Source organism: Vogesella oryzae (assembly GCF_902829295.1).
In the GTDB taxonomy this organism is placed as follows: domain Bacteria; phylum Pseudomonadota; class Gammaproteobacteria; order Burkholderiales; family Chromobacteriaceae; genus Vogesella; species Vogesella oryzae.
The window spans coordinates 1-13,266 of record NZ_CADEPL010000017.1 but is presented as its reverse complement, the minus strand read 5'-3'; the positions used below and the strand labels follow the sequence as shown (position 1 = coordinate 13,266).

Annotated in this window: 11 protein-coding genes and 3 tRNA genes; 7 read left to right on the top strand and 7 right to left on the bottom strand. The window is 62.9% G+C overall.

From position 1 onward, the window contains the following. Positions 1-193 precede the first annotated feature (193 nt). Positions 194-640 (bottom strand): hypothetical protein, encoded by a 447-nt coding sequence (locus HU218_RS06600; protein ID WP_174874149.1) that lies wholly within the window; start codon positions 638-640, stop codon positions 194-196. A 77-nt stretch (positions 641-717) separates the two neighbouring features. On the opposite strand from HU218_RS06600, the gene HU218_RS06595 reads away from it, so the two are divergent. Together HU218_RS06595 and glyA are read left to right on the top strand one after the other, a co-directional pair. Continuing rightward, on the top strand, positions 718-1,761 hold the full coding sequence (locus HU218_RS06595) for a hypothetical protein (RefSeq protein WP_246210760.1): 1,044 nt from the start codon (positions 718-720) through the stop codon (positions 1,759-1,761). 124 nt (positions 1,762-1,885) lie between these two features. After that, the gene (gene glyA / locus HU218_RS06590) at positions 1,886-3,130 is read left to right on the top strand and encodes a serine hydroxymethyltransferase (protein WP_174874147.1); all 1,245 of its coding nucleotides are present in this window, start codon (positions 1,886-1,888) and stop codon (positions 3,128-3,130) included. A 63-nt stretch (positions 3,131-3,193) separates the two neighbouring features. On the opposite strand, the gene HU218_RS06585 is transcribed toward glyA, so the two are convergent. Genes HU218_RS06585 through HU218_RS06575 form a run of 3 tightly spaced genes read right to left on the bottom strand, consistent with a single transcriptional unit; the run spans position 3,194 to position 7,900 of the window. Further along, positions 3,194-5,626, bottom strand: coding sequence for an FAD-binding and (Fe-S)-binding domain-containing protein (locus tag HU218_RS06585; RefSeq protein ID WP_217450740.1), 2,433 nt, complete (start codon positions 5,624-5,626; stop codon positions 3,194-3,196). Then, on the bottom strand, positions 5,541-6,872 hold the full coding sequence (locus HU218_RS06580; RefSeq protein ID WP_217450739.1) for an efflux RND transporter permease subunit: 1,332 nt from the start codon (positions 6,870-6,872) through the stop codon (positions 5,541-5,543). The genes HU218_RS06585 and HU218_RS06580 overlap by 86 nt, the downstream gene beginning before the upstream one ends. Beyond that, the gene (locus HU218_RS06575) at positions 6,872-7,900 is read right to left on the bottom strand and encodes an efflux RND transporter periplasmic adaptor subunit (protein ID WP_174874146.1); all 1,029 of its coding nucleotides are present in this window, start codon (positions 7,898-7,900) and stop codon (positions 6,872-6,874) included. The genes HU218_RS06580 and HU218_RS06575 overlap by 1 nt, the downstream gene beginning before the upstream one ends. Positions 7,901-8,032: 132 nt before the next feature. On the opposite strand from HU218_RS06575, the gene HU218_RS06570 reads away from it, so the two are divergent. After that, positions 8,033-8,422: a rhodanese-like domain-containing protein gene (locus HU218_RS06570; protein ID WP_174874145.1), complete on the top strand. Its 390-nt coding sequence runs from the start codon at positions 8,033-8,035 to the stop codon at positions 8,420-8,422. Between the two features lie 52 nt (positions 8,423-8,474). Here the strand turns inward: HU218_RS06570 and HU218_RS06565 are convergent, their stop codons facing one another. Further along, positions 8,475-9,311 (bottom strand): hypothetical protein, encoded by an 837-nt coding sequence (locus HU218_RS06565; RefSeq protein ID WP_174874144.1) that lies wholly within the window; start codon positions 9,309-9,311, stop codon positions 8,475-8,477. A 393-nt stretch (positions 9,312-9,704) separates the two neighbouring features. Further along, positions 9,705-10,688, bottom strand: a complete 984-nt coding sequence (locus HU218_RS06560) for a recombination-associated protein RdgC (RefSeq protein ID WP_174874143.1) — start codon at positions 10,686-10,688, stop codon at positions 9,705-9,707. A gap of 92 nt (positions 10,689-10,780) precedes the next feature. On the opposite strand from HU218_RS06560, the gene HU218_RS06555 reads away from it, so the two are divergent. The 3 genes from HU218_RS06555 to HU218_RS06545 all read left to right on the top strand — a co-directional run bounded on the left by HU218_RS06555 (position 10,781) and on the right by HU218_RS06545 (position 11,071). Next, positions 10,781-10,857: transfer RNA gene (locus HU218_RS06555), tRNA-Pro, on the top strand. A gap of 31 nt (positions 10,858-10,888) precedes the next feature. Continuing rightward, positions 10,889-10,965 (top strand) — tRNA-Pro (locus HU218_RS06550). A gap of 29 nt (positions 10,966-10,994) precedes the next feature. Continuing rightward, positions 10,995-11,071, top strand: a tRNA-Pro gene (locus tag HU218_RS06545). 105 nt (positions 11,072-11,176) lie between these two features. On the opposite strand, the gene HU218_RS06540 is transcribed toward HU218_RS06545, so the two are convergent. Beyond that, the gene (locus HU218_RS06540) at positions 11,177-12,592 is read right to left on the bottom strand and encodes an aminotransferase-like domain-containing protein (RefSeq protein WP_174874142.1); all 1,416 of its coding nucleotides are present in this window, start codon (positions 12,590-12,592) and stop codon (positions 11,177-11,179) included. Between the two features lie 152 nt (positions 12,593-12,744). Between HU218_RS06540 and HU218_RS06535 the strand changes: the two genes are divergently transcribed. Beyond that, positions 12,745-13,266, top strand: a 522-nt coding sequence (locus tag HU218_RS06535; protein ID WP_174874141.1) for a LysE family translocator, incomplete at its 3' end; no start/stop codon positions are given.

Sequence of the window (13,266 nt, the reverse complement as noted above, 5' to 3'; positions counted from 1 at the left end):
CTTGCTGCGGCCAACGTTGGCCGCAACTGCCTGCTATGGAACTTTGTTGCCGCACGGCTGACCAATTCACGGGCGTCGTTCTGACGTTTCCTCCCCTGATCGTTTCATGTACTTTGCCGAACCCGTGCGCGGGTTCGGTGTTCTTTTTTGTTCACTTTAGAAAATTTTGTTTTGAAAACGAACTCATGCCATGTCATGGTGCATGCCGTGTGTTGCTGCGCAGCATTGGTGCTTGATGCGGCAGGCTGTTCGGGGCTGAAGCGGGGAGGAGTGCGGGCTGCGCGGCTTGCGCGGGTGCGGTAACTGGCAGGTAAGTGCTTGAAATGGCGCTTTTGCGGACGACAGGCAAAAAAAATGCGCGGGGTTTTATGCCCGCGCCAAGTCTACAAAGGAGAAATAGAGGAGAAACTATCAAGAAGCAATTGCTGCATCTCAACAAGACCGGATTATCCCGATCATGGTGCATGGTGTCAATGTATACAATTTCGAAAAGCGCAAAAAACATAACATTTTGTCGCGTCGTGAATACAAATTTGTTTGAAAGTGAAAATCGAGCGCTTGCTCGTGCGGCAATTTGGCCCGCTTTGCTCTCTTCGGCCGGCAAGCTGTGCGACAATAACGCCTTTGCCGAATCCGACATCCATTGGTCCTGCAATGAGCGATTTCACTCCGGTTTTGCCCGATCCGCGTCAGTATCCCGAATCTTCTCCTTCTAATATGTTGATCCATCACGCCGAGGCGATTGCCAAGGCGGTGACCGAGGACGACCGCGAGCTGTGGCGCGACAATCTGCGTGCCAGCCTGCTCGAGCTGCTGGAGCGCGATGAGCTGCTGTCGCTGTCGGTGGCGCTGGCGATGGTGACTTCGCAGCAGACCTACCAGATCCTGTGGGATGCACTGCGCGATGCTGCCGAGCGGCCGGGCAGTGGCCGCCATGCGGTCATCTTCGCGGTGCCGGTGGTGCTGGTGATCGGTAGCAAGAACAAGGTCACCCTGCCGGATCGCATCGGCGATGTCGACCGGCTCAATGCCATCTTCCGCGAGCATGGCGTGTTTGCGCCGGGTGCCGAAGTGTTCCTGTCCGGCAAGCTGCTGCATCCGGATTCGGTGGTGGGCATTTCCTCCTCCCAGATTTACCGCTACACCCGCCAGTTGGCCGATGCGGCCAGCGGTCTGCCGCTGGCACTGCCGGCGGCGGCCATCACCGCCAAGGATGAAGGGGTGTTCCTGCGCTACCTGATCGGCGTGGCGATGCGCGACGACGGCGCCGAACCGCCGGTGAAGCTGGGCGGCAGCGTGGGCGCCTGGGGCGTGCCGCTGATGAAGTTCCTCGGCGAGGAGCTCAAAACCGACGGTGTGACGCTGTTCCCGATTCCGCGCGTGCCGATGCCGCTGATGCAGGCCATCGTGGCGGCCAACCAGGCGCGACTGGAAGTGGCGCTGCAGGTGTTTGCCAGCACCCAGATCCGCAAGCTGCGCGATCAGGGTGAAGAACCGGTGGCCGTGGTGTCCGCGCACGATAATGGCGAGCTGCATTTCACTATTTCCGCCGCCGGTAATGCCAAGGACTGGGGCGGCTTCGTGTGGCCGCTGGCGGCGCAGGACGTGGTGGGGCAGATCGAGACCACCTTCCGCATCCTGATGCTGGAATGCCAGGTTAACGATGTGCGCGTGGTGCCGCAGGTGCAGCCGGAGCAGCAGGATGGCATTCCGCTGTTCTTTACCGCCGACGACTGGCCGGCGCAGCGTACCCTGCAATAACGCTCTGAAATGGTGGCTGGAAGATGAAAGCGATTCATGTTCCGTCCACCATTTGTTCATTTCGGCCTGGTGCCGGAATGCAGTAAAATTTCCCGATCCATAACCCATTGATGGAAAGTCAACGATGTTTGCTGATATCAAAATCGCCCAGTACGACCCGGAACTCGCCGCCGCCATGGCCGGTGAAGTGCAGCGTCAGGAAGATCACATCGAGCTGATCGCCTCCGAAAACTACACCAGTCCGGCGGTGATGGAAGCCCAGGGCTCCCAGCTGACCAACAAGTATGCCGAAGGCTACCCGGGCAAGCGTTTCTACGGTGGTTGCGAATACGTTGACGTGGTGGAGCAGCTGGCCATCGACCGCGTGAAGCAGCTGTTCGGTGCCGAGTACGCCAACGTGCAGCCGCACTCCGGCTCGCAGGCCAATCAGGCGGTGTACTTCTCCATCCTGAAGCCGGGCGACACCGTGATGGGCATGAACCTGGGTCACGGCGGTCACCTGACCCACGGTTCCCCGGCCAACCTGTCCGGCAAGCTGTTCAACATCGTGGCTTACGGCCTGAACGAGAACGAAGAAATCGACTACGACGACATGGAGCGCGTAGCGATGGAAACCAAGCCGAAGCTGATCATCGGTGGTGCTTCCGCTTTCGCACTGCGCTTCGACTTCGAGCGTATGGGCCAGATCGCCAAGAAGTGCGGTGCGTACTTCATGGTCGACATGGCGCACTACGCCGGTCTGGTAGCTGCCGGCCTGTACCCGAACCCGGTGCCGCACGCCGACTTCGTGACTTCCACCACCCACAAAACCCTGCGCGGTCCGCGTGGCGGCATCATCCTGGCCAAGGCCGAATACGAGAAAATGCTGAACAGCAACGTGTTCCCGACCCTGCAGGGCGGCCCGCTGATGCACGTTATCGCCGGCAAGGCAGTTGCGTTCAAGGAAGCGCTGACCCCGGAATTCAAGGAATACCAGGCCCAGGTGATCAAGAACGCCGACGTGATGGCCCGTACCCTGGCCGAGCGCGGTCTGCGCATCGTGTCCGGCCGTACCGAGAGCCACGTGTTCCTGGTTGACCTGCGAGCCAAGGGTCTGACCGGCAAGGCTGCCGATGCCGCACTGGGCAAGGCGCACATCACCGTGAACAAGAACGCCATTCCGAACGATCCGGAAAGCCCGTTCGTGACTTCCGGTATCCGTATCGGTTCCCCGGCCATCACCACCCGCGGCTTCAAGGAAGACGAAGCCCGCATCGTGGCCAACCTGGTGGCCGACGTGCTGGATAACCCGAACGACGAAGCCGTACTGGCCCGCGTTGCCAAAGAGGCAACCGAACTGTGCCACCGCTTCCCGGTGTACAAGAAGTAATCTTTCCTGCGCGGAAACAGAAAAGCGGCCCCGGTGGCCGCTTTTTTTATTGTTTGCCGTGCGCTAGCCGGCGGGGCGGCAGGCCCTGTCCACCAGCACCATCAGGTGCTGGTAGGGAATGCCGCCGTGCTCGGACAGGCCGATCTCGCAGGTGGCGCTGGTGGAGAAACCGCTGCCGCAGTCGCGCACCTGCTGGCGCAAACCGGTCAGTGCGCTTTCGTTCAGCTCCGGGTGGCTGAAGCCCTTGTCGCCGGCAAAGCCGCAGCAGGTAATGCCGGCCGGTTCGATCACCGTCCTGGCGCAGCGTTTGGCCAGTGCGTTAAGGCTGGCGGCCTGGCCTTTCTTGCGCATTGAGCACACCACATGCAGCGCTACGCTTTCGTCCAGCGGGCTGAACTGCAGGTACTGCGCCGCTTCCTCTTGTACAAACGTCGTCACGTCCACGATACGCAGCCGCGGATCCTGCACCCCATCCAGCAGTGCCGCGGTGCACACGCCGTTGTCGATGATCACCGGCCAGCGGCCGTTGTCCGTCGCCGCCAGCAGCGCGGCCTCCACTTCGTTGATTTTCTTCTGCGCCGCATCGCTGGCACCCTTGGACTTGAACGGCGTGCCGCAGCACAGATTGGACAGGTTGTCCGGGTACAGCAGCTGGTAGCCGGCTTTGTCCAGCACCGAGGCCACCACTTCGTTCAGCGGCCGTGTATCCGGCAGCTTGGCCGCCGGCGCAAAGGTGCGCGTCAGGCAGGATGGCAGGTACACCACCTTGCGTGCACTGCCGGCGCGGCCGCTGGCCAATTGCAGCTTGCCGGCGGCGCGCGGGAAGTAGCGGGTCCAGCGCGGAATCTTGCGGCCAACCACCTTGCGCAGGCCGCGCATGATGGCGCCGGTAGCGGCATCGCCGGCCACCGCGTGCAGGGTGTCCAGCGCCTTCAGCCCCAATCTGGCGCCGCTGGCGGCAGTGGCGAAGTTGTCGGCCAGATTGTTGGCCGCAGCCCAGCCGACGTCGGACAGGTTGGCCGCACGGATCAGGCTGGTGAGGCTGCCGGTGTTGATGCCCACCGGGCAGGCGGTTTCGCACAGGCCGCAGGTGGTACAGGTCTCGTCGCCGGCGTACTGGTAGGCGGCGCGGATCTCGGCCAGTCGCTCGCTGTCGCCCTGTTTTTCCAGCAGCGCCATCTCGCGGTTGGCGACGATGCGCTGGCGCGGGGTGAGGGTGATGGCGCGGCTGGGGCACATCACCTCGCAGAAGCCGCATTCGATGCACTTGTCGATCAGCGAGCTCACCGCCGGAATCGGCTTCAGGTCGCGCACGTGCAGCAGCTTGTCGTGGGTGATGATCACGTCCGGGTTGAGGATGCCCTGCGGGTCGAAAAGTGCCTTGATTTCCTGCATCAGGCGGTAGGCAGCCGGGCCCCATTCCATCTCCACGAACGGTGCCATATTGCGGCCGGTGCCGTGCTCGGCCTTCAGCGCGCCTTCGTATTCCACTGCCACTAGCTGGCACACACCCTCGATAAACGCCTCGTAGCGGGCGATCTCTTCCGCGCCGCTGAAGTTGGGGGTGAACACGAAGTGCAGGTTGCCTTCCAGTGCGTGGCCGAAAATGATCGCCTCGTGGTAATGGAACTGTTTGAACAGTGCCTGCAGCTTCAGCGTGCCTTCGGCCAGATGCTCGATCGGGAACGCGACGTCTTCGATGATCACCGTGGTTTCGGCGGCGCGCATCGCCCCCACGCTGGGGAACATGCCCTTGCGGATGTTCCAGTACTGCGTGTACTCGGCCACGTCACTGGTAAAGCGGATGCCAGTTTCGGTGTGGATGTGGCCGATGAAGCCGGTTATGGCCGCTACGTTGGCCGCAATCGCCTCCGGGCTCTCGGCACGGGTTTCCATCAGGATGGCGGCGGCGTCCGGCCCCAGCGTCTTGATGAACTCCGGCACGCCAGCTTTGTTTTCCACCGATTTCAGGCTGGCGCGGTCCAGCAACTCGGCCGACGACACCACGTCCTTGTGCTGCGCCAGAAACTGGATGGCGTCGCAGGCGGCCTTAATGTCAGGGTAAAACACCAGGGCCGAGGCCTTGTGCGGATGCTCCACCACGGTGTGGTAGGTCACCTCGGACACGAAGCCCAGCGTGCCCTCGCTGCCGACGATCAGGTGGGTGAGGATGTCCAGCGGGTCGGCAAAATCCAGCAGCGCGTTCAGGCTGTAGCCGGTGGTGTTCTTCATCTTGTACTTGCGGCGGATGCGTGCGGCCAACATGTCATCGGCCAGTACCCGCGCCCGCAACGCGGCCAGTTGTGCCAGCAAACTGGCGTGGCTGACGCGGAACGCCGCCACGCTGGCGGCGTCGCCGCTGTCCAGCAGCGTGCCGTCGGCCAGCAGCAGGCGCAGCGATTTCAGCGTTTTATAGGTGTTTTCGGCGGTGCCGCAGCACATGCCGCTGGAGTTGTTGTCGACGATGCCGCCGATCATCGCCCACCACGATGGCATCGTCCACCAGGATGCCGATGGAGAAGATCAGCGCGAACAGCGACACGCGGTTGAGGGTGAAGCCCCACGCCCAGGAGGCGAACAGGGTGGCGGTCAGCGTCAGGATCACCGCCACGCCGACGATGGCGGCCTCGCGGCGGCCCAGCGCCAGCATCACCAGCGCCACCACCGAGGCGGTGGCAAACGCCAGTTTCTGGATCAGCTTCTGCGCCTTGTCGTTGGCGGTGGCGCCGTAGTTGCGGGTGAGGGTGACCTCGACGTTGTCCGGCACCATGCTGCCGTGCAGCTGGTCGACGCGGGCGACCAGCGCGTTGGCGATGTCCACCGCGTTCTGCCCCGCTTTCTTGGTGACGCTGATGGTCACCGCCGGCGCTTCGCCGCGGGCCGAGCCAAACCACACATAGTGCGATGGCTGCAGAGCGCCGGCGCTGACCTCGGCCACGTCACGCAGGTACACCGGCTTGCCGCCGCGTACCGCCACGATCAGGTCGGCGACCTGGCTGGTGTTTTGCAGGAAGGGGCCGGCTTCCAGCGTCATGGCGCGCTGGTCCACGGTCTGCCCCAGCGGCAGCGCAAAGTTGGCTCCGGCCAGTGCGCGGTGCAGATCGTCCACCGTCAGGCCGGTGGCGGCCAACCTTTGCGGCTGCAGGCTCACGTTGATGGCCTGGCCGGGGCCGCCGATGGTGGTGACCTCGCGGGTGCCGGGCACGCGCTTGAGCTCGCCTTCCAGCGCGTGGGCAATACGCTCCAGATCGAAGCTGCCCAGCGTGTTGTCGCGGCTATGCAGGGTAAAGGTGACGATGGGCACATCGTCGATGCCCTTGGGTTTGATCAGGGGCTGGCCCACGCCCAGGCCTTGCGGCAACCAGTCGGCGTTGCTGTTCACGGTGTCGTACAGCCGTACCAGTGCATCGATGCGCGGCACGCCTACCTTGTACTGCACGGTAATCACCGCCATGCCGGGGCGCGATACGCTGTAGACGTGATCCACGCCGTCGATCTGCCCCAGCACCTGCTCGGCCGGCTGGGCCACCAGGCTTTCCACGCTCTCGGCGCTGGCGCCCGGGAAGGGCACCAGCACATTGGCCATGGTGACGTTGATCTGCGGCTCTTCCTCGCGCGGGGTGACCAGCACGGCGAACAGGCCCAGCAGCAGCGCCACCAGCGCGATCAGCGGCGTGATGCGCGCGTGCTGGAAGAACGCCGCCAGCCGGCCGGCGATGCCCATCTTGTCGCTGCTGTGCATCAGTGTGCTCCTGCCGGCGGGTTGGTCAGTGCGGCGGCCTGCTCGGCGTTGGCCGCAATGCGTTCGCCGGCTTTCAGGCCGGACAGCACCGGATACTGCCCGCCTTGCTCGCTGCCCAGTCGCACGTAGCGCAGGCCGGGTTTGCCGGCGGCATCCACCACGTAAACGGCGTCGAATTCGCGCTGGTGGGTGACGGCCGCCAGCGGTACGCTCAGGCGGGTGACGCTGGTCTTGACGGCAAAACTGGCACTGGCCAGTTCGCCAATGCCGGCACTGCTGCCGGCGGCCAGATTGATGCGCACGGTGCGGGTCTGGCTCTGTGCATCGGTTGCCGGAAACCATTCGATACGGCCCGGCTGTACATTCTGGCCACGCCAGCTAAGCTGAACCGGAGCGTCCTGGCGGATCTGCGCGAAGACGCTGGTCGGTAGTTGTACTTCCACGCGCAGGGCGGCCGGATCGTACATTTCCACAATCGGCTGCCCCGGCATGGCCAGCGCGCCCTGGTCGCCATTGACACGGGCGATGATGCCGCTAAACGGGGCGGTGAGACGGAACAGGCCGGCCTGGGCGCCGGCGGCACGGGCGGCCGCAACTTGCGCGCGGGCTTGCGCCTCGGCGGGTTTCAGCTGTGCCTGGGCGCGCTCCAGCGCGGCGGCACTCAGGTATTGCTTGCTTGCCAGCGACTGGGTGCGCTGATACTCGCGGCGCGCCTGCTCCAGCTGGGCGTTGGCCGCAGCGATCTGCGCCTGGCTGGCGGCAGCGTTCTGTTGCGCGGCCTCGCCATCGACCTGGGCCAGCAGCTGGCCGGCTTTGACTTGTTGCCCGGCATGTACATTCAGGCTGCTCAAGCGGCCGGCAACCGGTACCGACAGCTGGGCGCTGTGCAGGGACTGGATCAGCCCCTGCTGGGTGTACAGGTGGTCGCCACTGGCGCGGCCAACTTCCAGCGTGGCAAGCGGGGCAGCGTGGACCGTGGGCAGCATCAGCAGCAACAGGCTGGCGGCAATCAGATTGGTGCGGAACATAGACGACGTTCTCCATCGGCAGTACGCCGAATTTGTATGCTTTGAAACATAATATAAAAAATGATAATGTTCAACTGGAATGACGCCGGCACTCTCGCCGGTGTGACTTCACCATTAGTAGAGGAAAGCACAATGCTCAAGCAAACCGCACATGATCTGGTGATGGCGGCCAAGGCCCAGATTCGGGAATGTTCCCTGCAACAGGCGCAGCAACAACTGGCAACGGATCAGTTGCTGGTGCTGGATGTGCGCGAACCGGACGAATATGCCGCCGGCCATCTGGCCGGGGCCGTGAATATTCCGCGCGGGCTGCTGGAGTTTCGCCTGTCCGGCGATCCGGCGCTGGCCGATGTTGGCCGCAAGGTGGTGGTGTATTGCAAGAGTGGCGGCCGTTCGGCGATGGCCGCCAAGGTGATGCAGGACATGGGCTATCAGGACGTGCAGTCGATGGCCGGGGGTTTTGATGCCTGGGCGGCGGCAGGCTTGCCGCTGGAGCAGCCGCGCAAGCTTGGTTTCGATTGACTGCCAGGAGTACACCGCGGCCTGGCTGCGGGCGCCGGCCGCGGTGCCGGGGCTAGTACAGCCCGAAGATGCCCAGCAGGGCGAAAATCAGCACAAAACAGGTCACGCCGGTCAGGATCAGATTGGTGTGCCGCTCTTTGGCCAGGGTGACTTCAAGGGCGCGTTCCTGGCTCTTGATGGTAGCCAGCTGCTTCTGCAGCTCCTGCTTCTCCGCGTCCAGTCGCGCGACATTATCCAGCAGCAGGCTTAACGGCACCTCGGTGATCTTGTCGGTTTCCCAGCTGCTGATCAGGTTGCCGGCCCGGCTCTTGAAGTAGCGGCCGGCGCTCTGCTCGCTGTCAATCCATTCGAATTCGAAACCCTGGGCAGCCAGACGCGAATTCCGTTTGATGCGCGCTTCTTCGCCGTCGGCTTCCGGGCTGGGCAGGGTAGTCGGCGGCACGCTGTAGTCGGCAAAGTAGTTCTTCAGCCACTGGATAATCTGGGCATAGGCGTAGCTGGTCAGGCCCAGGTTGGCCAGTTCCGGGCTAAGCAGGAAACCGGAGCGCGGTCCGAACTGCACGATGCGCCGTGCGTGATCCACGGTGACCTGCAGGCAGTTGCGGGTATTCATCCAGTCGCTGGCTTCGCCCTGCATGTTTTTCCACTGGGTACCATGCACCATGGCGTAGGCCTGGAACTGCAGACGGTAAAAGTCGGAAAACTGGGTCTTGGCCAGGCTGCGGCGCACAAAGACGTAGATGATGGTGCCGTTGTTGCTCAGCGCCAGCAACTGGTCGCCGTGGCTGACAGACTGGCTGGCAAGAAAGGTTTCGTTTTCTTGCGGCGGTAGCGGCGGCGGCTCGGCGGGAGCGGCGACTTGAGCGGGTTTGCTGGCCTTGATATTCATCGCGGAGCGGGTAGAAGACTTTAAACACACTCAAGCGTACACGATTTTTATCAATACGGTGGGCGGCTGCGCGAGTGCGGGTGGATAAGTGTCAATTCAGGGCATGACGCACTGCTTTTGGGCGTGAAAACGCAATGTCAGCGCCATGATGGGTCGCCTGGATGGCGGAATTTCGTCGCCGGGGCTGGCATGGGGATTGCTGATAGTCGGCTGCGGAGTCTGCATGCAGACCCCCGCTTGAGAGTCTGTCCCGTTGCTTCTGTCTCACCATCATTCAGAGACCGCCCGTTCCAGCAGGAGCGGGCGATTTTTTTTGCCAGAGTGATGGGGTAATAAAAAACGCCGGGGCAGACGATGGGCCTGCGTGCCGGCGTGCAGATACCGCGAAAGTGATCAGTCCCAGGGAACATCTGCGGCATCGCCATTGCTGGCGGTGGCGACCGTTACTGTTGCCGGAGTGGAGTCTGCTGCGCGCTGGCTGTCTTCCAGACCGCCAAGCGCCGCAACCAGGTCGTCCACCAGTTCGCCCAACTCTTCCGCCATCAGCAGGAATGTCGCTTCGAACAGGCTGGCCATGTCGTCACCGGCCTGGCTGGCTTCTTCCTGCAGTACATCCAGAAATTGCAGGCGCTTCAGTTGCAGCTGCTCGGTCAGCACAAAGCGGATGCGTTCGCGCCAGATCAGTCCGAGACGGGTGACCTGTTTGCCGGTGGCAATGTGCTGGCGAATCTCGTCTGCGGTCAGGTCGATACGGGTGCAGCGCACCACGGCGCCGTTCTCGCTGCTGTCTTTGAGCTCGCACTCGGCATCCAGCTCGAAGCCGCCCGGCGCTTCGCCACTGGCCAGCCAGTCGGTCATTGCCGCATGCGGCGACACCGCGGTACGCGGTAGCGCGGCCGGGAACGGCGGCAAGGCCTCGCGCAACTGGGATACCAGATTCTCTGCCTTGCTGGCGGTGCCGCTATCAACCATCAGCCAGCCGCGCGCGCTATCCAGATAGGCCGTGGTGCGGCTGGAGCGGGTAAAGGCGCGTGGCAGCAAGTCGTCGGTAATCTGTTCCTTCAGCGCCAGTTTTTCCTTGCGGCCAACCTTGCGCAATTCTTCGGCCTCGATCTGGCTGATCTTGCCGTCGAGGTGGTCGCGGATTACGCCGGCCGGCAACACCTTGTCTTCGCGGCGCAGGCTGAGCATGCGGTAGTTGCGCTGGCTATGCAGCGGGCTGTCCAGATGGCCGGCAGGCGGTACCCAGCCTTCGCTGAACCAGTCCAGACCACTGCAGCGCTGGAAGGGACGGGCGGCCAGGGCATCGGCGAGTTTGTCTTCGTCGATGGCAAAGCTTTCGTCCAGACGGAAAAAAGAGAGTTGCTTAAACCACATAATTGATAGATAATCTTTCGCCTCAGTGATCGACAGATTGTAGCGCAAAAACGCAGCGATCTACGTGTCTTTCACGATGAATGAATGCACGGCGGGGTGTAGCTTAGCCTGGTAGAGCGCTACGTTCGGGACGTAGAGGCCGGAGGTTCGAATCCTCTCACCCCGACCATTTCATTCATTTTGCAAGTGCAGCCCAGATGCGGGGTGTAGCTTAGCCTGGTAGAGCGCTACGTTCGGGACGTAGAGGCCGGAGGTTCGAATCCTCTCACCCCGACCAGAGCTGTTGCTTGCAAGAACAACTTAATTCGGGGTGTAGCTTAGCCTGGTAGAGCGCTACGTTCGGGACGTAGAGGCCGGAGGTTCGAATCCTCTCACCCCGACCAGGATATAAAAAAGCCAAATCAGCCATTGTGCCGGTTTGGCTTTTTTGCGTTTTGGCCACTGCCTGCGGCCAACTGGTGTCGACCGCAGGCTACGCTTGGCTGGCATCAGTTGCCAGCCAGCTCCGCGACGCGCTGTAGTCCGCGTTCGTAGGCATCGCTCCACGGGTAGCAACAGGACAGCCGGATGCAGTTGCGGTAACGTCCGCGCGGCGAGTACAGCGCACCCGGCACCAGCAGCATTTTCTCGGCGTAGGCGGCGCGCGACAGTGCCAGTGAGTCGGCCTCGCCCGGCAGCTCCACCCACAGTACGCAGCCGCCGGTGGGCGAGGTGGCGCGGGTGCCGGGCGGAAAGTAATTGGCCACCACGTCCTGCAGCCGCGACATCTGCGACTGGTAATGCCGGCGCAAAAAGCGCAGGTGCTGGTCGTAGGCGCCATCCTGCAGGTAGCTGGCCAGGGTTTCTTCCAGCAGCCGCGGCTGCGACAGCGAGGAAGCGAACTTGAGCCGCGTCAGCTCGCGGCGGTAGCGCCCCGGCGCGATCCAGCCGGTGCGAAAGCCCGGCGCCAGTGTCTTGTTGAAGCTGCCGCACAGCAGCACGTAGCCGTCGCGGTCGAAGGCTTTTACCGCGTCCGGCGTCAGCTGGCCGTAGAACAGGTCGGCGTGCGGGCAGTCCTCGATCAGCGGCACCTTGTGCTCGTTCACCAGTGCGGCCAACCTTTTCTTGTTCTCCAGCGGCATGGTGGCGCCCAGCGGGTTGTGCACCGTGGGCATGGCCACGATGGCGTTGAGCCGCCCCTCGCTCAACAGCAGTTCCAGTGCATCCAGCGACAGGCCAGTGGTGGGGTGGGTAGGAATCTCGATCACGTTCAGCCCCAGGCTTTTCAGCAGCGGCAGCAGCAGGAAATAGGTGGGCGATTCCAGGCCGATGGTGTCGCCGTGCTTGCACACCGTGCGCAGCGCCAGCTGCAACGCTTCGGTACAGCCATTGGTGGTGACGATGTCGTCCGCGGTCAGCGCCACGCCCCAGGCCAGCGCGCGGCGCGCCACCTGCTCGCGCAGCGCCAGCGAACCCGGCGGGTAGCTGTAGTCGGTGGCCAGCTCCGGCTGCTCGCGGGTGAGCTTGCCGAGAATGCTCTTGAGGCGGCTGGTGGGGTAGAAATCGCTGCCGCGCGGCGAGGCCATCGATAGATCCAGATAGCCCGGCTGCTGCTGTGCGGCCAACACCAGTTCGATATTGTCCAGCACCTCATCTCCGGTGGCCACGGTGCCGCTCTGGCGCCGCATGTGCGGCAGCGGCAGCCGCGTCTGTGCCCGCACATAGAAGCCGGACTGCGGCCGCGCCTCCACCAGGCCGCGCTCCTCCAGTAGCCGGTACGCCGACAGGATGGTGGCCGGGCTCACCTGATACTGCTCGCAGGCCTTGCGCACCGACGGCATCTTCTGCCCCGGCTGCAATTGTCCGCGTTGCATCATGGCGGTCCATTCGCTGACCAGTCGCATGTAGAGGGATTCTTGCGCCATATTGCACCTGCACAGTTTGGGGTGGCAAAGACCATAACAGTTTGTCCAATGCCAAACTGTTATGGTTGCAAATTGAAATTTCTGAATCTGTTATTGTAGCTCGGCAATCCTTATCATCACAGCCATCGAAAACAGCTTTGTGATGTCGCGTCATGAATACCGCAGCACTGGTGATTTACCTGGCCGTAATGGCCATCACCCCCGGCCCCAACAACCTGATCCTGGCCGCCTCCGGCCTGAATCACGGCTTCCGCCGCACCGTGCCGTCGCTGTTCGGCATCGCCACCGGCATTGCGCTGCAGGCTGCCACCATCATCGTGTTCATGGGACAACTGACCGGTTTGCTGGGTAGCTTCAAGCCATTGCTGACCTTCGCGGGCTGCGCTTACCTGCTGTACCTGGCGTGGCAGATCCAGCGCAGCAGCGTGCTGGACGACAAGGACGGCGCCAGCAAGCCGATGTCGTTCATGGGCGGCATCTGGTTCCAGTGGCTCAACCCCAAGACCTGGATGATCAGCCTGAACATGGGCATGGTGTTCCTGCCGCAGAGCATGCCGGCCAGCCAGGCGGCGGTGCTGTTCTTTGTGGTGGTGTTCGCCACCATGATGCCGTGCATCAGCGTGTGGGCCGGTGCCGGCGTGGCGCTGCAACGGCTGCTGAACACTCCGCGCCGC

Excerpts from the sequence above, each read along its gene's own strand:
- HU218_RS06600 (WP_174874149.1), bottom strand. The coding sequence starts at position 640 with ATGTCGGATTCGGCAAAGGCGTTATTGTCGCACAGCTTGCCGGCCGAA.
- HU218_RS06595 (WP_246210760.1), top strand. The coding sequence starts at position 718 with ATGTTGATCCATCACGCCGAGGCGATTGCCAAGGCGGTGACCGAGGAC.
- glyA (WP_174874147.1), top strand. The coding sequence starts at position 1,886 with ATGTTTGCTGATATCAAAATCGCCCAGTACGACCCGGAACTCGCCGCC.
- HU218_RS06585 (WP_217450740.1), bottom strand. The coding sequence starts at position 5,626 with ATGCCATCGTGGTGGGCGATGATCGGCGGCATCGTCGACAACAACTCC.
- HU218_RS06580 (WP_217450739.1), bottom strand. The coding sequence starts at position 6,872 with ATGCACAGCAGCGACAAGATGGGCATCGCCGGCCGGCTGGCGGCGTTC.
- HU218_RS06575 (WP_174874146.1), bottom strand. The coding sequence starts at position 7,900 with ATGTTCCGCACCAATCTGATTGCCGCCAGCCTGTTGCTGCTGATGCTG.
- HU218_RS06570 (WP_174874145.1), top strand. The coding sequence starts at position 8,033 with ATGCTCAAGCAAACCGCACATGATCTGGTGATGGCGGCCAAGGCCCAG.
- HU218_RS06565 (WP_174874144.1), bottom strand. The coding sequence starts at position 9,311 with ATGAATATCAAGGCCAGCAAACCCGCTCAAGTCGCCGCTCCCGCCGAG.
- HU218_RS06560 (WP_174874143.1), bottom strand. The coding sequence starts at position 10,688 with ATGTGGTTTAAGCAACTCTCTTTTTTCCGTCTGGACGAAAGCTTTGCC.
- HU218_RS06540 (WP_174874142.1), bottom strand. The coding sequence starts at position 12,592 with ATGGCGCAAGAATCCCTCTACATGCGACTGGTCAGCGAATGGACCGCC.